This is a genomic window from Pluralibacter sp., assembly GCF_019237635.1.
In the GTDB taxonomy this organism is placed as follows: Bacteria; Pseudomonadota; Gammaproteobacteria; order Enterobacterales; family Enterobacteriaceae; genus Enterobacter_B.
Map to the genome: position 1 here is coordinate 1 of NZ_JAFAGS010000007.1, position 20160 is coordinate 20160.

Below are 20160 nucleotides of genomic sequence, written 5' to 3' on the forward strand. Positions count from 1 at the left end.
AAATTGTGCGGCCCGTTCAGTATCTGCTATTCCTAATTTCTGAAAATAATCAGTAAGGCCATAGATATTATGCTTCACCATCCAGTAGCCCATTGCCGCTACGTCCAGTGAATGCCAGCACAGTAAGTGGTAATCATCGCCACCGCCCTTTTCATTCTGGCGGGTTTTCCCCCAATAATTAAACATCACCACAGATATTCCATCTGGCAGAGAAAGAAATATCGATGGTCACGTATCCAGCAGATTATATTTGTGACTTATATCAACAAACCATATTTCACCATTGAATTCTGGGTATTATTTCGTACTAAAAAAAGCTTGCTCTATTCTAGAAAAACATCCCGGAATAACCGGGATAAGAAATTGAAATAGAGTGAGTAGTGTCGACTTTATCACCCTTCGTGCAACCCGCACTCCCGCTTCAGCCCAAAAAAGCGCGTCTCTTCTTCCGCCATACCGGGTTCCCATTTACGGGTTGTGTGGGTGTCGCCCACAGAGAGGTAGCCCTGGTCCCACAGCGGATGGTACTTCAGGCCGTGCTTTTGCAGATACTGGTACACCGTACGGTTGTCCCAGTCGATGATCGGCAGCACTTTGAACACCCCGCGCTGGATAGCCAGTACCGGCAGATTCGCCCGGCTACCGGACTGTTCGCGCCGCAGACCGGCAAACCAGGTCTGCGCGTTCAGCTCTTTCAGTGCCCGGTTCATCGGCTCAACCTTGTTGATTGCATTATATTTCTCAATGCCGTCAACACCCTGCTCCCACAGTTTGCCGTGGCGCGCCTCCTGCCAGGCCGCGCTCTGCTCCGCGCGGTAGACCTTGAGGTTCAGCCCGAGTCTGTCCGTTAGTTCATCGATAAACTGATAGGTTTCCGGGAACAGGTAGCCGGTATCGGTGAGGATCACCGGAATGTCCGGACGAACCGAATTCACCAGATGCAGACTGACCGCCGCCTGAATCCCAAAGCTCGACGAGAGCACATAATCGCCCGGCAGGTTTTCCAGCGCCCACGCCACGCGTCCTTCGGCGTCCAGCGTTTCCAGATGGGCGTTGGTTTCGGCGAGCGCCAGGACGCGTTCGACGTTTGGCAGTTCGTTAAGGGCGTTAAGAAAGAGTACCGACATAATGACCTCTCGTTGTTACTCCCAGAAATCCCGGGCCGGATCGAGCACCGGGCGTATGATGCCCGCACGCACCGTAAAGTCGCCGAAGCCTTCACACGCTTCACGCTCTTTCGCCCAGCGTCCAACCAGTTCGTCGACCGAATCGAGGATCTCCGATTCGGTAATGTTTTCGCGATACATCCGAGGGATACGCGTACCGATGCGGTTGCCGCCCAGATGCAGGTTGTAACGGCCCGGCGCTTTACCGACCAGCCCCATCTCCGCCAGCATCGCGCGGCCACAGCCGTTCGGGCAGCCGGTCACCCGCATCACAATATGTTCATCCGCAATACCGTGTTTCCCCAGAATCGCTTCCACTTTGTCAGTGAACGACGGCAGGAAGCGCTCGGCCTCCGCCATCGCCAGCGGACAGGTCGGAAACGACACGCAGGCCATTGAGTTTTCACGCTGCGGTTTCACTGCCGCCATCAGCCCATGGTCGCGCGCCAGTTTTTCGATCTTCGCTTTTTCGCTTTCCGGGACGCTGGCGACGATCAGGTTCTGGTTCGCCGTCAGGCGGAACTCGCCTTTGTGGATCTTCGCGATCTCCAGCAAACCCGTCTTCAGCGGACGACCCGGATAATCCAGAATACGACCGTTTTCGATAAACAGCGTCAGGTGCCAGTGATTGTCGATACCTTTCACCCAGCCGATACGGTCGCCGCGACCGGTGAATTCGTACGGGCGGACAGGTTCAAATTTGATACCGGCGCGACGCTCAACCTCGGCTTTAAACGTCTCAACACCGACGCGTTCCAGGGTGTATTTGGTTTTCGCGTTTTTACGGTCGGTACGGTTGCCCCAGTCTCGCTGGGTCGTCACCACCGCTTCGGCTACCGCCAGCGTGTGCTCCAGCGGCAGGAAGCCGAACTCGCTGGCGGTGCGGGCATAGGTTTTCTTGTTGCCGTGCTCAATGGACAAACCGCCGCCCACCAGCAGGTTAAAGCCGACCAGCTTGCCGTTTTCCGCAATCGCCACAAAGTTCATGTCGTTGGCGTGCAGATCGATATCGTTCTGCGGCGGGATCACCACCGTGGTTTTGAACTTACGCGGCAGATAGGTCTGGCCGAGGATCGGTTCTTCGTCGGTGGTGGCGACTTTTTCCTGATCGAGCCAGATCTCCGCATAGGCGCGGGTGCGCGGCAGCAGGTGCTCGGAGATCTTCTTCGCCCACTCATAGGCCTGCGCGTGCAGCTCGGACTCATACGGATTCGAAGTGCACAGCACGTTACGGTTCATGTCGTTGGCGGTCGCCAGCGCGTCCAGCCCGACGGAGTGCAGCATCTGGTGTACCGGTTTCACGTTCTTTTTCAGAATACCGTGGAACTGGAAGGTCTGACGGTTAGTCAGACGGATGCTGCCATAGATCGTGTTGTCATGGGCGAACTTATCGATCGCCTGCCACTGTTTAGTGGTGATCACCCCACCCGGCAGGCGGCAGCGCAGCAGCATCGCGTGGCGCGGCTCCAGCTTTTGCGCCGCACGTTCGGCGCGGATATCGCGATCGTCCTGCTGATACATACCGTGGAAGCGGATCAGCAGGAAGTTGTCGCCGTTGAAACCGCCGGTCAGACCGTCATTCAAATCTTCGGCAATGGTGCCGCGCAGGTAGTTGCTCTCAACCTTCATGCGCTCGGCATCCGTCAGTTTGCCTTCGACCACCCGTGGGCCAGGATGTTTTTCGCTCATTAGTAGACATCTCGCTGATAACGGCGCTCTACGCGCAGCTCACTTAAAAATTCATCCGCCGTTTCGGCATCCATACCGCCGAATTCGGCAATCACGTCCAGTAACGCCTGTTCAACGTCTTTCGCCATGCGATTGGCGTCGCCGCAGACATAAATGTGGGCGCCGTCATTGATCCAGCGCCACAGCTCTGCGCCCTGTGCGCGCAGTTTGTCTTGTACATAGACTTTTTCTTTTTGGTCGCGGGACCAGGCCAGATCGATGCGCGAGAGCACACCTTCTTTCACGTAACGCTGCCACTCCAGCTGGTAGAGGAAGTCGTCAGTGAAGTGCGGGTTGCCGAAGAACAGCCAGTTTTTTCCGCCAGACCCGTCAGCCGCACGCTGTTGCATAAAGGCGCGGAACGGCGCAATACCGGTACCGGGGCCAATCATAATCACCGGCGTTTGCGGGTTGGTCGGCAGACGGAAGTTATCGTTATGTTCGATAAAGACGCGCACTTCGCCCTCTTCTTCCACGCGATCGGCCAGGAAACTTGAAGCGCCACCGGCGCGCGCGCGTCCTTCGATGTCATAACGCACTACGCCTACAGTGACATGCACTTCGCTCTCCACCTCCGCCTGCGAAGAGGCAATAGAGTACAGGCGCGGCGTCAGCGGGCGCAGCAGGCCAGTCAGCGCCTCTGCATCCAATTGCGCCGGCGCGAACCGCACCATATCGACAATCGGCGTCACGGCGGCATAGTGCTGAAGTTTCGCCCTGTCGCCCACCAGCGGCAGCAGCGCTTTGCTGCGGGTCAGCGTGGCGTAATGCTCAACGATATTTGCCGTGTTCACCGTCAGCTCGAACTGCCACTGCAACGCTTCAGAGAGCGGCTGCGTTTTACCTTCAACGGTGACCGGCTCGTCGCCTTTCAGCCACAGCAGCTCTACCAGCTCTTTCACTAATGCCGGGTCGTTCTGGTACCAGACGCCCAGCGCGTCGCCGGGCTGATAGCGCAGGCCGGAATCGCCTAAATCGATTTCGATATGACGCACGTCTTTTTGTGAATCGCGGCCGGTAATCTTCTGGTTAACGCAGAGCGTCGCCGTCAGTGGCGAGTCTTTGGTATACGGGCTGGTATGAACCTCGTTGAAGGCGCCGGTCGCGCTCGCCGGGAGAGCGCCCGTCGCCGCTGGCGCGCGCGCTTTCAGCACTTCAACCACCCGCTCGCGCCACTGCGCCGCCGCGGCCTGATATTCAACGTCGGCATCGACCCTGTCCAGAAGGCGTTCGCCGCCGAGTTCCGCCAGACGGCTGTCGAAATCTTTGCCGGACTGGCAGAAGAATTCATAGGAGGTATCGCCAAGGCCGAACACCGCAAACGCGGTATTGTCGAGCTTCGGCGCTTTTTTCGAGAACAGGAATTTGTGCAGAGCGACCGCTTCTTCCGCTGGTTCGCCTTCACCCTGGGTAGACGCCACCACCAGCAGCAGTTTTTCTGATGCGATTTGCTTAAATTTGTAATCTCCGGCGTTAACCAGATTCACATTCAGCTTTGCCGCCAGCAGATCATCGCGAAGCACCTCCGCCACGCGGCGAGCATTGCCGGTCTGAGAGGCACAAATCACTGTTATCGCCGGCACCTCCGCCGCCTGCGCGGGGGCAGACGCCACCGCGCCCGGATGCTGGTTCAGCATGCCCCAGAAATAGCCGGACGCCCAGGCAAGCTGGGTGGGAGAAAAATCGGTTGTGGCTGCCTGCAGGCGTGCCAGCTGCTCCGGGTTTAGCGGAAGCAATGCGGAAGAAGGGGCCTGTGTTGTCATGCGTCGTTATGTTCCAGTAGCAAAGCCGAATTTAAGCGAGAAAACCCAAACTGGGGATAAGGTTAACGGCGGGGATAGTAACAATTAAAGAAAGGATAGAAATAATAAATAACCAAATGGACTAACCTGTTTTAGTTATCGTCCTTACCTGCAAAACAGATAACTCAATTAATTGAAAAATATAGAAATCCTTCATATTCCGTCGTTATAAATAGGCGACAATGGTAAATGGCGGTTTTAATCAATGCGAAAAAAAACGCTTTCCGGTATCATGCGCCGGTTTTTTCCGCATTTTTGAGAGTTCATGATGTCCACCACCCTGTTTAAAGATTTCACCTTTGAAGCCGCCCACCGCCTGCCGCACGTACCGGAAGGCCACAAGTGCGGTCGCCTGCACGGGCACTCCTTTATGGTTCGTCTGGAAATCACCGGCGAGGTGGATCCGCATACGGGTTGGATCATGGATTTTGCTGAGCTGAAGGCGGCGTTTAAGCCGACTTACGATCGTCTCGATCATTACTGCCTGAACGATATTCCCGGCCTGTCCAATCCCACCAGCGAAGTGCTGGCGAAATGGATCTGGGATCAAATGAAACCGCAGGTCCCCCTGCTGAGCGCAGTCATGATCAAAGAAACCTGCACCGCAGGCTGCATTTATCGCGGGGAGTGATAAGGGTCAATTCGCCCCGGATACCGCCATGGTAGGGTGAAGCGTTCTTGAATGCAGGAGCGCAGGATGGCGGACGATTTTGACATTATCATTATTGGCGCAGGGATAGCGGGCACGACCTGCGCACTCCTCTGCGCCCGTGCCGGGCTGTCAGTGCTACTGCTTGAGCGTGGCGAACAGCCAGGCCAAAAAAACCTCTCCGGCGGTCGACTCTACGGCTACGCTCTCAACGACATCATCCCCGGCTTTACCGACCACGCGCCGCTGGAGCGCGCCATCACCCACGAACATTTTTCTCTGCTGACCGACAGCGGCGCGACCACGCTTAACCACCAGCAACCGGCCAGCCCGTCCTGGAGTATTCTGCGCGCGCATTTTGACCCCTGGTATGCCGCACAGGCGCAAGCGGCTGGCGCGCAGTGCCTGTACGGCGTAACCGTGGACGCGCTGCACCGGGAGCACGGCCGCGTGACGGGCGTGCTGTGTGATGGTGAACTGCTGCGCGCGGGCGTCGTGGTGCTGGCGGAAGGGGCGAATAGCCTGCTGGCGGAACAGAGCGGCCTGATAGCCTCACCGTCACCGACCAGTATGGCGCTCGGCATTAAAGAAACCCTGGCGCTGGAGCCTGCCCGCCTCGAAGAGCGTTTTCATCTTGAGGCGCATCAGGGCGCGGCATGGCTGTTTAGCGGCAACTTGTGTGGCAGCAAACCGGCGGGCGCATTTTTGTATACCAACCGCCAGTCGCTGTCGCTCGGCATTGTTGCCCCGCTGGCGTCGCTGCGCGATGGCCCTGCGGCGGCATCCGCCCTGCTTTCTCAACTCAAGGAGCACCCCACGCTACGCCCGCTGCTGCGCGGCGCGCAAACGCTGGAGTATGGTGCCCATCTGGTGCCTGAGGGCGGGCTTAACAGCCTGCCGGGACAACGGGCAGGCAACGGGTGGCTGCTGGTCGGGGATACGCTACGCACCTGCATCAACGCCGGGTTTACCATTCGCGGTATGGATATGGCGGTACTGAGCGCCAGGGCAGCGGCGGATACGCTGATCGCCGCCCGCCGCACACCGGACATTCCGCTGCATGCGCTGTACGATCGCCAGTTGCAAAAAAGCCTGCTCTGGCGGCAGCTCAAACGCTATCAGCGGCTGCCCGCCCTGCTACAGCGCAGCGGCTGGTATCAGGCATGGCCCACGTTGTGCAGTGGGGTGATGGCCGACCTGAGCCGCGCCGATGCCGACGTGAATCCTGCGCTATGGCGCATCCTGCTGCGCCACGGCCGCCGCAGGGGGCTACGCCGCCTGACCGCCGATATAATAAGGAGCCTGCAATGTCTGTAAGCGAAAGCCTGGCGCAAAACTGCTATCACCCTGACCGCCGTTCTCACATCGACCTACAGGATGACGTGGATGAACAGCAGGCGGCATTACTGGAAAAGATCTGTCCCGCAGGCTTGTTTCAGCGCGATGCCGATGGCAGGCTGATATTTCATCATCAGGGCTGCCTTGAGTGCGGCTGTTGTCGGTTAATGGTGGGCGATGCGGCGCTCAGCGCCTGGCGCTATCCGCCGTCAGGTTCCGGCATCGTCTTACGTTTTGGTTAACTTTACTAAGGATCACCGCGTGCCTTTACTCCACCAGTTACGACAAAACCCGGTTATCGCCGCGGTTAAAGATAACGCCAGCCTGCAGCTTGCCATCGCCTCCGAGTGCCAGTTTATCTCCGTGCTGTACGGCAATATCTGCACCATCAGCAGCATCGTGCAGAAAATCAAACAGGCGGGGAAATTCGCGTTTGTGCATGTCGATTTGCTTGAGGGCGCCTCCAATAAAGAGGTTGTCATTCAGTTTCTGAAGCTGGTCACCCAGGTCGACGGCATTATCAGCACCAAAGCCGCAATGCTGAAAGCCGCTCGCGCGGAAGGCTATTTCTGTATTCACCGTCTGTTCATCGTCGACTCCATCTCTTTTCACAACATTGATAAACAGGTGGCGCAATCCAACGCCGACTGCATTGAGATCCTGCCAGGGTGTATGCCGAAAGTGCTGGGATGGGTAACGGAAAAGGTCCGTCAGCCGCTGATTGCGGGCGGGCTGGTGTGCGATGAAGAAGATGCGCGCAACGCGATGGCCGCAGGCGTCGCCGCGCTCTCCACCACCAATACCGACGTCTGGAAACTGGCGAAATTACTGAACTGACGCTTGCTGGTAACAGGTAGCGAGCGCTTCAAGCACCTCCGCGGCGTCCCCCACGACGCCGATATCCGCCGCCGCAAACACCGACGCGTTAGGGTCATGATTGATAGCCACGATGTAGCGGCTTGCCTCAACCCCGGCCATAAATGCCGACGCGCCGGACGCGCCGACGACAAAACACAGCGCGGGCGCAACCTGATGCCCGGAAATCCCGAGCATCCGCTGCTCGTCGCAGCCGCCGGACATCACCCGCTGGCGGGAAAAACCCGCCTCAGCGCCTAACGCCTGCGCCAGCCTTTCGCTCTCCACGCCGAATGCTCCCTGCCCGCACGCCAGCACCCGCAAGGCGCACAGCAACGGGTTTTGCGCAATATCCTGGTGCGCCGGCGGTAAAAGGCCAGCACGTAGCGGTGCGGGATGCAGCAGCGTATCGACCGGCAGCCCCGTCGCCTGCCGTGTATTTCCCGCATATCCCGTCGCCAAAGACAGGCACAACGGCGCGCGGCCCGGCGCCAGCTCTGCGTTCAAGGCGTTGCCGTATACCGCCCGGGAGACGGTCCCTTTTACGGCGTCAAATGCCCGAACCTGACAGACTCCGCAGCCCCGTAAACGCCATGCCAGCCGCGTGGCCAGCTCATCGCCGACCATTCCGCCAGCAAAGAGAACGAGGTCCGCAGGAGTATGGCGAAACGCGTCTTCCAGCGGCGCCAGCCACTGTTCCGGCAGCGCGCACTCTCCCGTCAGTTGCCAGCAAACCCGGTCGGTCTCCGCCAGCCCGCAATTTTCGAGAAACGCCGTCAGGGCATGGCCCTCATCCAGATTTCGTATGACCAGCGCAATCTTCATCGCCTCATCCTTTCTGCCAGTCCGTCCCGCCACAGCTGCTGCACATTCTCCTGCGCGCTGCCGCCCGCAATCACCCGCCCCGCCCGCAACTGCGCGTTACGCGCCAGCGCCCGGCACTGAAGCCGCGGTTCGCCAGGCGGTGTAGCCTCAACAACCTCAACCTCCGCCCGCGCCGCCGCCAGCCGCGCCCGCATTCCGGGGACCCGCAGCGCCAGCTGGCCGCGGTTTTGCACCATCAGAACCGCAGGCTGTCGCAGTTGCCAGCGACTGATGTGCGTGGCGCTACGGCACTCAACCGCCATTGCGTCGGACGCCGGAAGCAAGCGGCTCACCTGCGTCAGGCACGGCCAGCCGAGCATCTCCGCCAACAACCAGCCGGTTTGCCCGTTTTGCCCCTCGCTGCTCTGGGTGCCAACCAGCACCATCTCGCTGCTTAACCGCCGTACCTGCTGCGCCAGTTGCTCCGCCACCCATGCGGGAGAAAACCGGCTATCCGCCGCACTGTGCAGTAACGTACGTTGACCAATGCCCAGCGCAGCCAGGTGACGCAGCAGCCCGACGGCGCGATCGTCGCCAAGCGTAATGGCCGCCAGCGCCAGCGTAGGGTCGATATCCCTCGCCTGTAGCATCAGTTCCGCGGCGCCCTGTTCGTCGTTGCCCATCACCACCCGCATCAGCGAGGGATCTGGCGCCTGGTTCGCGCAGGCCGCCTGCTGCCAGTCCGAGTCGACCAGCATCGACAGGTCCGGCTCCGCTTTAAACGCCAACAGAATGTTCATTTCCCTTCCCCTGCGGCGTCGACGCGCCCCCGGCCGCCTCCACCAGCGATAAATTCCGGGTTTCCGGCGCCCACAACAGCGACACCAGCAACCCCACCAGCAGCACTGCGACCAGTACCAGCAGCGTATTACGCATCCCCCACGACACCAGCGCCACCGGCAACAGGCCGGTGCTGATTGCCGCGCCCAGTCGGCTCATCGCCGTGGCGAAACCGACGCCAAGCGATCGGATATCGGTCGGGAAACTTTCCGCCGGGAGGATCCCCACCAGATTGCTGGCGGCCGAAATTGCCGTACTGAACAGGACAAACAGCAGCAGGATGGCGGTGCTGTTGCTGGCTGGCGTTAAGGCCAGCGCCGTCAACGTGACCGCCAGCAGCACAAAACTGCTTATCAGAAACCGGCGGCGGGACAGCGACCAGGTCAGCACCAGCCCCAGCAGCGCACCGACGATGAGTAGCGCATTGAGGATAAGGCTTGCGGTCAGGGCATCCTCCAGCCCAATGTGCTGCGCGATGGTCGGCAACCAGGTGTAAATCACAAACCACGGCACCACCAGACAGATAAAAAAGATGCTGTTAAACGCCGTTCGCCGCCAGTAGCGAGTAGAGAACAACGTGCTGATGTGGCGCGTGGTGACGCTGGCGATTTCATCGCCCGGCAGAACGTTGGCGCCCAGGAAGCGACGAACCACCGCATGCGCTTCACCGATCCTTCCCTGGCGCATCAGCCAACGCGGGGATTCCGGCGTACCCACCCGCAGCAGCGTTATCAGCAGCGCCGGAGCGGAAGCTGACGCCAGCAGCCAGCGCCAGGCGTCGGGAAAACTGTCTATCCACACATGTCCGGCCACGCTCGCCAGCACGTAACCGATAGTCCAGACCACACTGAACGCGCCAAGCAGCATGCCGCGATAGCGTTTAGGCGAGAACTCCGCCAGTAGCGTATGGCCGACTGAATAGTCGCCGCCAAGACCAAAGCCGATGAGAACCCGGAGTAAAATGAGCGGCTCCGGCGAGGTCACGAAAAACTGTAAAAAGGACGCCAGGGTGATCAGCAGGAAGCTGAAGGTGAAGATACGCTGGCGTCCGATGTAGTCCGATAGCCAGCCCAGGAACAGGCTGCCCAGAAACAGGCCGAACAGCGCTGAAGCGCCGATCAACCCCTCCTGCAAGGCCGTCAGCTGCATCTGCGGCTGTAGCTGAATCATGGCGTAACCGACGACCCCCAGCACGTAGCCGTCCGTCAGATGCGCGCCAAAGGTAAGTCCGGCGATGCGCCAGTGAAATCGGGTAAGCGGTAAATCGTCCATACGTACCGGTGACGCGTTCATAGCTTTCCCTTTTGCAAAAAACGGCTTCCCGCACGGGAAGCCGTTACGCGCGTTATTTTTCCAACGGATAGAGAGTACCTGCGTTCATGATGCCGTTTGGATCGAACTGACGTTTGAGTCCTTCCATCAGCGCCCAGGCGCTCCCGTGCTCCAGCTTGCTCCAGTGCACGCGGTGTTTGCCTATGCCGTGGTGGTGAACCATTGAGCCGCCAAGGCGAATCGTCTCTTCGCAAATGATTTTGTTAAGCGGATTGTGGTACTTATCGATTTCCTCCTCCGGTTTGCAGCCCACCACGTTGTAGTCGTAGACAAAGTACATGTTGGTGCCGTTGATATAGCTGTGAGAGGAGTGACCGCCCAGCATGGTGATATCATCGGCGTGCGGAAACTCATTGCGGATCCGCTGGATCACGCGCTCGTAGATCTGATGGATGCAGCTCCAGTCCCCTGACACCTCGGTGGTAAAGCCCATATTGCCGGTTTTGAGGATCTGCACCCGCTCTGCTGCGACTTTATCCGGCCCCCAGTTCAGATTGTTGAACCAGTTTTCGATCAGCTTGCTGTCCACGCGCTGACACTGCGGATAGCGGGATACGATGTCGGCGATCCCTTCACCGGTGGCTTTCGCGATCCGCGGGTTACCTTCCGCCATAAAGATCAGCACGCACCTGCCGTCGGCGAAATGCGTAAAGTGCTGGGTACCGTCTTCGGCGTCATACAGACGGGCTATCGAAGGGCGATAGCCTTCCACCATCACTTCACGCAGGATGTTGAAGCCCGTTTTCATGTCATCAAGGATATAGCCATAGAACAGGTTATTTTCCGGCATGAATTTGAAGATCTTCACGGTCACTTCGGTGATGTAGCACAGCGCGCCTTCGTTGCCGATGATGATGTGGCGGATATCCGGCCCGGCGGCGCGGCGTGGCACATTTTTAATGCGGGTGACGGTGCCGTCAGGCAGCACCGCCTCCAGGCCCACCACCATATCCTCGATGGCGCCATACAGCGTGGAAAACTGGCCAATACTGCGGGTAGCGACCAGCCCGCCCATTTGCGCCAGCGGTTTCGACTGCGGCGAATGCCCCGTGGTGTAACCTTTTTCACGCAGCGAGTTTTCCAGCACTTCCAGCGGCACGCCGCACTGGGCGGTTGCCTGCATGTTTTCGATATCGATGCGGATAATCTTGTTCATCGCGGAACCGTCGAGCACCAGAGAGTCTTTGACGGCCGTTTCCAGCCCTCCCTCGGTGGCCGACGCGCCGGTCCGCGGCACGCCGTTTATCTTGTGCCGGTTCATAAAAGACAGCACGCGGGAGACTTCCCCGGTCGAGCCCAGTCGGACGACCGCCGCCGGAATCGGCAACGTATAGACGCCATGGATATCCGCATATTTTCTGAAACGGTCAATACTGTTTTTCTTGAGCACGTTCTCATCGGTGATAACGCGCTCAGGACCAACAATTTCTTTTATCTGCTCAACAATAGCCTGACGGGACAAAGACATAATAATTCCTTTCCATTACGAAAATTAAATAAGAAACAGAAACCACCCGATTAAGGATTAATAATTAACGAACCAGATAACCGCCATCGACAACCAGTAAATGGCCATTGACATAATCAGATGCGCGGCTGGCAAGAAAGACCATTGCCCCCATTAAATCCTGAGTGTCACCCCAACGATTCGCTGGTATATGATCGAGTACCCGTTGATTAGTTTCAGGATTGCTGCGGGTGGCCAATGTAATATCTGTCGCATAATAGCCGGGGGCAATACCGTTAACCTGAATATTATATTGACCAAGCTCATCGCAATAGGCTTTGGTGAAACCGGCCAGCGCATGTTTTGTCGCAGAATAGGCCGGAGACCACTGCCCACCTAAATAAGAGAACAGTGAACAGATATTAATGATTTTCCCAAAATTTTGCGGAATCATTATTTTCGCCGCTTCGTGACTCAGCTCAAATGCCGCCGTCAGGTTGACGTCAATCATCGGATCCCAGTCGGCACGACCAAAATCCAACACCTTGTTAAGCTTACAGATCCCGGCGTTGTTCACCAGAATATCGACGCTGCCGAAGCGTTTGCAGCAGGCGGCGATAATCTCACGCGGCGCGCCTTTGGCGGTGATATCCACCTGCATAAACTCGACCTGAACGCCCTGCTGCTCAATCAGCTCACGGGTTTCACCGTTATCTTTAATGAAGCTTGGGATAAACAGGTTGGCGCCTGCTTTCGCCAGCGCCATTGCGAAAGCCTGACCCAGGCCGCTGTTGCCGCCGGTGACAATCGCGGTTTTACCTTTCAGGGAGAAGAAATCCATTGAGAATGCGTTGAGTGACTCGATTGACATAATGTGTCTCCAAAATCCTTTAAGCAAAAAAAAAGAAAGGCAACTTCCCCTGCGAGAGGGAAGTCACCTTTCTCATGTTCTCTGGTAACTGGTTTAATTTTTAGCATGAGCCTGACAGGAACGAATGTGATGAAAATCACAGAGATTAATTTTTCCATCAACATTAAGAAGCGTGACTACTCTCACACTCAGGAAAGCATCCGCATGTTATTTGTTAAAACAATTACTAGAGACCATGAGAAAAGTAATCCACCTGAAAAAGGCGGCTTACTTTTCTCTTTTTTTTGTCCGCACAAAATGAGAGCCCGATATGCAACAATCATCATATCGCCGTTGGATAACCCTCGCCATTATCAGTTTTAGCGGTGGCGTCAGTTTTGATCTGGCCTATTTACGTTATATCTATCAAATTCCCATGGCCAAGTTTATGGGATTTAGCAATACCGAAATTGGGTTAATCATGAGTACTTTCGGAATTACCGCAATTATCCTGTATGCGCCCAGTGGAATAATTGCGGATAAATTCTCACATCGCAAAATGATTACCGCAGCGATGGTTATCACCGGTCTGCTCGGGTTTATCATGGCGACCTATCCACCGCTGTGGGTGATGCTGGCGATTCAGGTGGCCTTCGCCGTGACCACCATCCTGATGCTGTGGTCAGTCTCCATCAAAGCCGCATCGCTGCTCGGCGATCACAGCGAACAAGGAAAGATCATGGGCTGGATGGAGGGTCTGCGCGGCGTGGGAGTGATGTCGCTGGCGGTCTTTACCATGTGGGCATTCTCGCGTTTCGCGCCGGATGACGCCCACAGCCTGAAGACGGTGATCCTGATTTACAGCGTGGTGTATATTCTGCTCGGCATTCTGTGCTGGTTTTTCGTGAGCGACGGGAAAAGCAGCCATGAACAAAGCCGTCGTGAAGAGAAAAAAACCTTTCAACTCAGCGACATTCTTTCCGTACTGCGCATCAGCACCACCTGGTACTGCAGCCTGGTTATCTTCGGCGTGTACACCATTTACGCCATCCTGAGCTATTCCACCAACTACCTCACCGAAATGTACGGGATGGGGTTAGTTGCCGCCAGCTACATGGGCATCGTGATAAACAAGATCTTCCGCGCGATATGCGGCCCGCTGGGGGGACTGATGACCACCTACAGCCGCATCAAATCGCCGACGCGGGTGATTCAGATCCTCTGTGTCATTAGCGCTCTTACCCTGCTGGCGCTTCTGGTAACCAACAGCAACCCGCAATCCGTGGCGATGGGGATCGGCCTGATCCTGCTGCTGGCCTTCACCTGCTACGCCTCCCGGGGTCTCTATTTTGCCTGTCCGGGGGAAGCTAAAACGCCCACTTACATTATGGGCACCACGGTGGGTATTTGCTCGGTCATCGGCTTTTTGCCTGACGTGTTCGTTTACCCCATCGTCGGCCACTGGCAGGACACGCTTCCCGCAGCGGAAGCCTACCGCAATATGTGGCTAATGGGACTCGCCGCCGTTTGTATGGTGGTGATCTTTACCTTTTTGCTGTTTCGAAATATTCGCGCAGCCAACGCCGAACCCGAAAATGCGGCGTCACTGGCCTCTGAAGCGTCAGGGAAGTGACGTCAGAAAATAACTGGAGAATGACCATGTCGAAGAAATACATCATAGGAATTGATGGTGGGAGTCAAAGTACCAAGGTCGTGATGTACGACCTTGCAGGGAATGTGGTGTGTGAAGGGAAAGGATTGTTACAACCGATGCACACCCCGGATGCGGATACGGCGGAGCACCCTGACGACGATATCTGGACCTCGTTGTGCCTGGCAGGTAAAGACCTGATGCGCCAGTTTACCGGCGAACCTGGGGATATTGTCGGGATCGGTCTGGGTTCCATCCGCTGCTGTCGCGCGCTGCTCAAAGCGGACGGCACGCCCGCCGCGCCGCTGATTAGCTGGCAGGACGCCCGCGTCACCCGGCCTTACGAACACACTCACCGCGACGTCGCGTGGGTTACCTCGTTTTCAGGCTACCTGTCGCACCGCTTAACCGGTGAATTCAAAGATAATATCGCCAACTATTTCGGCCAGTGGCCGGTAGATTACAAAACCTGGCGCTGGAGCGATGACGATGCGGTCATCGCGAAGTTCAATATCCCGCGCCGTATGCTGTTTGATGTGCAGATGCCGGGGACTGTCTTAGGCCATATCACCCCGGACGCCGCACAGAAGACCGGATTTCCGCAGGGAATTCCCGTCGTCTGTACGACCAGCGATAAACCTGTAGAAGCGCTGGGCGCTGGGCTTCTGAACGACGAAACAGCGGTGATTTCGCTTGGCACCTATATCGCCCTGATGATGAACGGTAAAGCGCTGCCGAAAGATCCTGTCGCCTACTGGCCCATCATGTCGTCGGTTCCAGAAACGCTGCTGTATGAGGGATACGGCATTCGTAAAGGGATGTGGACCGTGAGCTGGCTGCGGGATATGTTGGGGGATTCGCTGATTAAGGACGCAAAAGCGCTGGGTCTGTCGCCGGAAGATTTGCTCAATCAAAAAGCCGCGCAGGTACCGCCTGGCTGTGACGGTCTGATGACCGTGCTCGACTGGCTGACCAATCCGTGGGAACCCTTCAAGCGGGGAATTATGATAGGTTTTAACGCCAATATGGATTATGCCTGGATCTACCGCTCTATCCTCGAAAGCATCGCCCTGACGTTGAAAAACAACTACGACAACATGTGCAATGAAATGCGCCATTTCGCCAAAGAAATCATTATTACCGGCGGTGGTTCAAACAGCGATCTGTTTATGCAAATCTTTGCCGATGTGTTTAATCTTCCTGCCAGACGCAACGAAATTAACGGCTGCGCAAGTCTGGGAGCGGCCATCAATACCGCCGTTGGTCTCGGTTTATACCCCTCCTACGACGCCGCGGTCAGCAAGATGGTCAGGGTAAAAGATGTCTTCATGCCGACCGACGCGCACGCGAAGCGCTACGAGGCCATGAATAAAGGCATTTTCAGGGATCTGACGACACATACCGATGTGATTTTGAAAAAATCGTATGCCGTGTTTCATGGCGATCTGAACGAGGTCGATGCCATTCAGAGCTGGTCGAACGCCTAGTTGACCGACGGGAACACGCCGGGTGACATGTTGTGTCACCCGGCGCTTTTTCTCAGGCGATATGCAGGTACTTGTGCGTCTGCATCGACAGGCGCCAGTTGCGCGCAATGCAGGTCTCGATGCACAGTCGCGTCGCGTCATCTTTCTGGCTGATAGGCTGTAACGCGATCACCCGTTGCTTATCATCGCTCAGCGTTTCCAGCAGTTCATCCAGCGCTTCGATATCACGCACGCGACCGACCGGATGTTTAATCTCATCCGCCCGATGCAGCGCCTGCGACAGCACCTCATACCCGCCGCGCATATTCACTTTCGGCGACACGGTGACCCAGGTGCTATGGGAGCAGCGCACTTCATGGGTGCCGCTGGTTTCAATCTGGCAGCTGTAGCCATTTTGCTCGAGCAGTGTGGTCAGCGGCGTTAAATCATGAATGCAGGGTTCGCCGCCGGTGATCACAACATGGCGCGCGGTCCAGCCCTGACGCACGATGGCAGCCAGCAGGTCTTCAGCCGTTGCCGCCCCCCATTTGTCGCTCTCTTTGGTTTTCGCGAGAATACTGAACAGCGACACTTCCCGATCTTCAAGCATGTCCCAGGTATGTTTGGTATCGCACCATGCACAGCCCACCGGACATCCCTGCAACCGAATAAAAATGGCAGGAACGCCGGTGAAGTAACCCTCGCCTTGCAGGGTCTGGAACATTTCGTTAATCGGGTACTGCATAATCGTCTCTGTTAAAGGGGTAAACAGTAATTATCGCAGATCCCGCATCAACGGTCATGCCTGATTGGTGCTTTCCCCGGCGATCGCGGCCACAAAGCGCCCGGTAATTTGCTGCGGGCGGGTAATCGCACCGCCGACCACCACCGCGTGCGCCCCCATCGCCAGACAGCGTGCGGCGATAGCCGGTGTTTCCACATTACCTTCAGCGATAACCGGAATGGATACCGCAGCCAGCACATCATTCAGGAAACGGCAGTCGTCTTCCGGCAATGAACGGCCTTTCGTGGCGCGAGTGTAGCCGTACAGCGTGGTGCCAACGCAGTCAAAACCCAGCATCTGCGCCGTTCTCGCTTCCTCGACGCTTGAGACATCCGCCATCAGCAGCAGCGACGGATAACGCGCGCGGATCTGCGCCACCATCTCCGCAAGCCGCTGCCCATCCGGACGCGGTCGGTCAGTGGCGTCCAGGGCGACCATCTCCGGCTCAACCGCCATCAGCTCGTCCACTTCGCGCATCGTGGCGGTGATAAACACCTCGCTGTCCGGGTAGTCGCGCTTAAGGATGCCGATGACCGGCAGACTCACCTGCTCTTTGATAGCCTTGATATCCACCGCGCTGTTCGCACGAATGCCTGTTGCACCACCTTCTGCCGCCGCTACCGCCATCCGTGACATGATAAACGCGCTGTGCAAAGGTTCATTTTCCAGCGCCTGGCAGGAGACAATCAGTTTCCCTTTTACCGTCTCTAACATTGTTTTCATTAGGCTAAAATCTCTTCAACTTCGTTTTTGATGATGGTGACGTGCGGTCCGTAAATCACCTGCACACCGTTGCCGCGAACAATCACTCCACGCGCCCCCGTCGCTTTCAGGGCCTGTTCATCGACTTTGCTTCCCTCTTTTACCGTGATGCGCAGACGGGTCGCGCAGCAGTCCACCTCTTCCAGATTCGCTTTACCGCCCAGTGCGGTAATGATGGCCTGCGCGCGCTCGCTTTGCGCGACGGTCTCTTCAGCGACTGGCTCTTTTTCACGACCCGGGGTGGCGAAATCAAAGCGGTTAATCAGGAAACGGAAGGTAAAGTAGTAGAGGAAGAACCATGGGATCCCCACCAGCGGGACATACATCCAGTGGGTTTTCGCCTCGCCCTGCAAAATGCCGAACAGGACGAAATCAATGAAGCCGCCGGAGAAGGTCTGCCCAATGGTGATATGCAGCATGTGCGCGAGCATGAAGGCCAGACCGTCAAACAGCGCGTGAATCACGTAGAGCACCGGCGCGATAAACAGGAACGAGAACTCAATCGGCTCGGTGATCCCCGTCAGGAACGAGGTCAGTGCCGCCGAGAGCAGCAGGCCCGCCACGCGTTTTTTGTTCTGCGGTTTCGCCGTGTGGTACATCGCCAGACAGGCGCCCAGCAGACCAAACATCATGGTAATGAAGCGCCCGGACATAAAGCGCGAGGTGCCGATGTAGAAATGCTGCGTATTCGGATCAGCAAGCTGGGCGAAGAAAATACGCTGCGTACCTTCGATCAGATGACCGTTAATCATCTCGCTGCCGCCCAGCGCCGTCGTCCAGAACGGCAGGTAAAAAATGTGGTGCAGGCCGAACGGGCCCAGCATACGCAGGATAAAACCGTACAGCAGCGTGCCGACATAACCTGTCGCTTCCACCAGCCCGCCCAGGCCAAAAATCAGCTTCTGGAAATGTGGCCAAATAACGGTCATCAGCGCGCCGATAAAAATCGCCGCGAAGGAGCTGACTATCGGTACGAAGCGCGAACCGCCAAAGAACCCGAGGAACTGCGGCAGCGCGATTTTGTTATACCGGTTGTGCAGCAGGCAGGTCACTAAACCAATCACCACGCCGCCAAAGACCCCGGTCTCCAGCGTCTGAATGCCAAGCGTCATCCCCTGACCGACGGCGCCGGGGTTTTCATGCGCCAGCGTACCGGTCAGGATCAACAGCGCATTGATGGTGGCGTTCATCACCAAAAACGCCAGCAGCGCGGCAAGCCCCGCAGTACCTTTATCGGACTTCGCCAGCCCAACCGCCACACCGACGGCGAACAGCACCGACAGGTTGGCGAAGACTATCGAACCGGCGCTACTCATGATGGTAAAAATAGCCTGCAGCCAGCCGACGTTCAGAAACGGATACGCCGTCAGCGTATTCGGGTTCGACAACGCGCCGCCAATCCCCAACAGCAGGCCCGCCGCCGGTAAAACGGCGATCGGCAGCATGAAGGATTTGCCGAACCGTTGTGCTTTTTCGAACAGCGCCCCAGATGACGCACCGCTAAAGAGTGACATAAAAAAATCTCCACGACCCCAGATTATGATGAAAATTTTTACCACATAAATAATAAAAAGCGAAAATTACCGCCAAATATCGCGAGACGGATCATACTTTTTTAAAATGACTGGCATCTTCAGCAGGCTTTCCCCACACTAACGGCAGAAAAAGCATTAAAGGATGTGTGCATGTCAGAAAATGAAAATCTGTTGCTGAGGCTGCGCCAGGAAGTCTCCGGGTACAGCCCGACACAGCAAAAGCTGGGGGAATTTGTGCTGGGCGCACCGGCAAAGGTGCTCTACCTGACCATCACCGAACTGGCGCGTGAAACCGAAACCAGCGAAGCCAGCGTGACGCGCCTGTGCCGCACCCTGGGCTGCAAAGGCTATAACGAGTTCAAAATGGCGCTGGCGTTGGATATCCAGCAGAATCAGGCGCCGCAACCGACAGGCGATAAGATAGACGATGTCGTCAGCGAGTCCGTCCAGGCGTTGCAGGATACCGCCACGCTGCTGGACAGAGCGCTGCTGGACACCGCCGCCGGGGTGCTCCACCAGTCGCGCTCGGTGCAAATATACGGCGTCGCGGCCAGCGCGATTTTAGGCGAATACCTGCACTACAAGCTGCTGCGTCTCGGAAAACCAGCGCAGCTGTTCAGCGATATGCACCGCGCGGCAATGAATGCGACGACACTGACCAAAGACGATCTGGTGGTCGCCATTTCCAGTTCCGGTTCAACCCGCGATCTTCTGCACGTGGTAAAGCTGGCGCGTAAACGCGGCGCGAAAGTGCTCGCCCTGAGCAATACCCCGCGCAGTCCGCTGGCGACCCTGAGCGATATGCTGCTGGTGGCCGCAAAACCTGAAGGGCCGCTGAGCGCTGGCGCCTTAACCGCCAAGGTCGGGGTGATGTTGTTAGTGGAACTGTTGACCACCTCGCTTATCTCGCTCGATGGCCACTACAGTGAAGTCAGCCAGCAAACCGCCAGTGCCACATTACCGCTGTTGTTATAACCCCTCGTTATTTTTAACGGCCTCGTGACGGCGAGGCCTTTATCATAAAACAACACTAAAATAATTAAACAATGCATCAATAAGTCATTTTTTAATTATTTACCACTCAACTGCGACACGGGCAAATGATGTTACAAATTATTATTTATTTTACAATTTGAATTAGTTAATGGCTT

The 20160-nt window shown here is 56.8% G+C and carries 19 protein-coding genes; 7 read left to right on the top strand and 12 right to left on the bottom strand.

Features of this window, described 5'->3' with window-relative positions; genetic code table 11:
* The 4 genes from JO226_RS00705 to cysJ all read right to left on the bottom strand — a co-directional run.
* A partial coding sequence (locus JO226_RS00705; RefSeq protein WP_293478167.1) for an HD domain-containing protein occupies positions 1-192 on the bottom strand: 192 nt, incomplete at its 3' end.
* A gap of 200 nt (positions 193-392) precedes the next feature.
* Positions 393-1127 (bottom strand): phosphoadenosine phosphosulfate reductase, encoded by a 735-nt coding sequence (gene cysH / locus JO226_RS00710; protein WP_293478169.1) that lies wholly within the window; start codon positions 1125-1127, stop codon positions 393-395.
* Between the two features lie 15 nt (positions 1128-1142).
* Positions 1143-2855 (bottom strand): assimilatory sulfite reductase (NADPH) hemoprotein subunit, encoded by a 1713-nt coding sequence (gene cysI, locus JO226_RS00715; protein ID WP_293478171.1) that lies wholly within the window; start codon positions 2853-2855, stop codon positions 1143-1145.
* Positions 2855-4657, bottom strand: a complete 1803-nt coding sequence (cysJ, locus tag JO226_RS00720; RefSeq protein ID WP_293478173.1) for an NADPH-dependent assimilatory sulfite reductase flavoprotein subunit — start codon at positions 4655-4657, stop codon at positions 2855-2857. The genes cysI and cysJ overlap by 1 nt, the downstream gene beginning before the upstream one ends.
* 304 nt (positions 4658-4961) lie before the next feature.
* Between cysJ and queD the strand changes: the two genes are divergently transcribed.
* The 4 genes from queD (at position 4962) to JO226_RS00740 (ending at position 7520) form a co-directional block, all read left to right on the top strand.
* Positions 4962-5327 (top strand): 6-carboxytetrahydropterin synthase QueD, encoded by a 366-nt coding sequence (gene queD / locus JO226_RS00725; protein WP_293478175.1) that lies wholly within the window; start codon positions 4962-4964, stop codon positions 5325-5327.
* A gap of 66 nt (positions 5328-5393) precedes the next feature.
* The gene (locus tag JO226_RS00730) at positions 5394-6662 is read left to right on the top strand and encodes an FAD-dependent oxidoreductase (RefSeq protein WP_293478177.1); all 1269 of its coding nucleotides are present in this window, start codon (positions 5394-5396) and stop codon (positions 6660-6662) included.
* On the top strand, positions 6653-6925 hold the full coding sequence (locus tag JO226_RS00735; protein WP_293478179.1) for a ferredoxin family protein: 273 nt from the start codon (positions 6653-6655) through the stop codon (positions 6923-6925). Before JO226_RS00730 ends, JO226_RS00735 begins: the two co-directional genes overlap by 10 nt.
* Positions 6926-6944: 19 nt before the next feature.
* Positions 6945-7520: a glycerol-3-phosphate responsive antiterminator gene (locus JO226_RS00740; RefSeq protein ID WP_293478181.1), complete on the top strand. Its 576-nt coding sequence runs from the start codon at positions 6945-6947 to the stop codon at positions 7518-7520.
* Here the strand turns inward: JO226_RS00740 and JO226_RS00745 are convergent.
* From JO226_RS00745 to JO226_RS00765, 5 genes are all read right to left on the bottom strand, one after another.
* Positions 7509-8363: an electron transfer flavoprotein subunit alpha/FixB family protein gene (locus JO226_RS00745; RefSeq protein WP_293478183.1), complete on the bottom strand. Its 855-nt coding sequence runs from the start codon at positions 8361-8363 to the stop codon at positions 7509-7511. The two genes, JO226_RS00740 and JO226_RS00745, sit on opposite strands and share 12 nt — an antisense overlap.
* Positions 8360-9142 (bottom strand): electron transfer flavoprotein subunit beta/FixA family protein, encoded by a 783-nt coding sequence (locus tag JO226_RS00750; RefSeq protein ID WP_293478185.1) that lies wholly within the window; start codon positions 9140-9142, stop codon positions 8360-8362. Before JO226_RS00750 ends, JO226_RS00745 begins: the two co-directional genes overlap by 4 nt.
* Positions 9120-10544 (bottom strand): MFS transporter, encoded by a 1425-nt coding sequence (locus JO226_RS00755; protein WP_293478287.1) that lies wholly within the window; start codon positions 10542-10544, stop codon positions 9120-9122. Before JO226_RS00755 ends, JO226_RS00750 begins: the two co-directional genes overlap by 23 nt.
* Positions 10528-11982, bottom strand: coding sequence for an FAD-binding oxidoreductase (locus tag JO226_RS00760; protein WP_293478187.1), 1455 nt, complete (start codon positions 11980-11982; stop codon positions 10528-10530). The genes JO226_RS00755 and JO226_RS00760 overlap by 17 nt, the downstream gene beginning before the upstream one ends.
* 64 nt (positions 11983-12046) lie before the next feature.
* A complete protein-coding gene (locus JO226_RS00765; protein ID WP_293478189.1) occupies positions 12047-12832 on the bottom strand; it encodes an SDR family oxidoreductase in 786 nt (261 codons plus the stop codon).
* Between the two features lie 310 nt (positions 12833-13142).
* Here JO226_RS00765 and JO226_RS00770 point away from each other — a divergent pair, with 310 nt between their 5' ends.
* Together JO226_RS00770 and JO226_RS00775 are read left to right on the top strand one after the other, a co-directional pair.
* Entirely contained in the window at positions 13143-14444 is a 1302-nt protein-coding gene (locus tag JO226_RS00770; RefSeq protein WP_293478191.1) for a nitrate/nitrite transporter, read from the top strand.
* Between the two features lie 26 nt (positions 14445-14470).
* Positions 14471-15949 (top strand): FGGY-family carbohydrate kinase, encoded by a 1479-nt coding sequence (locus JO226_RS00775; RefSeq protein WP_293478193.1) that lies wholly within the window; start codon positions 14471-14473, stop codon positions 15947-15949.
* Between the two features lie 52 nt (positions 15950-16001).
* On the opposite strand, the gene queE is transcribed toward JO226_RS00775, so the two are convergent.
* From queE to JO226_RS00790, 3 genes are read right to left on the bottom strand one after another with little or no spacing between them, the layout of a single operon-like run.
* Positions 16002-16673, bottom strand: a complete 672-nt coding sequence (queE, locus tag JO226_RS00780) for a 7-carboxy-7-deazaguanine synthase QueE (protein ID WP_293478195.1) — start codon at positions 16671-16673, stop codon at positions 16002-16004.
* A 54-nt stretch (positions 16674-16727) separates the two neighbouring features.
* On the bottom strand, positions 16728-17435 hold the full coding sequence (locus JO226_RS00785) for an N-acetylmannosamine-6-phosphate 2-epimerase (RefSeq protein ID WP_293478197.1): 708 nt from the start codon (positions 17433-17435) through the stop codon (positions 16728-16730).
* The gene (locus JO226_RS00790) at positions 17435-18988 is read right to left on the bottom strand and encodes a PTS transporter subunit EIIC (protein WP_293478199.1); all 1554 of its coding nucleotides are present in this window, start codon (positions 18986-18988) and stop codon (positions 17435-17437) included. The genes JO226_RS00785 and JO226_RS00790 overlap by 1 nt, the downstream gene beginning before the upstream one ends.
* Positions 18989-19159: 171 nt before the next feature.
* On the opposite strand from JO226_RS00790, the gene JO226_RS00795 reads away from it, so the two are divergent.
* On the top strand, positions 19160-19984 hold the full coding sequence (locus tag JO226_RS00795; protein WP_293478201.1) for a MurR/RpiR family transcriptional regulator: 825 nt from the start codon (positions 19160-19162) through the stop codon (positions 19982-19984).
* Positions 19985-20160: the final 176 nt, after the last annotated feature.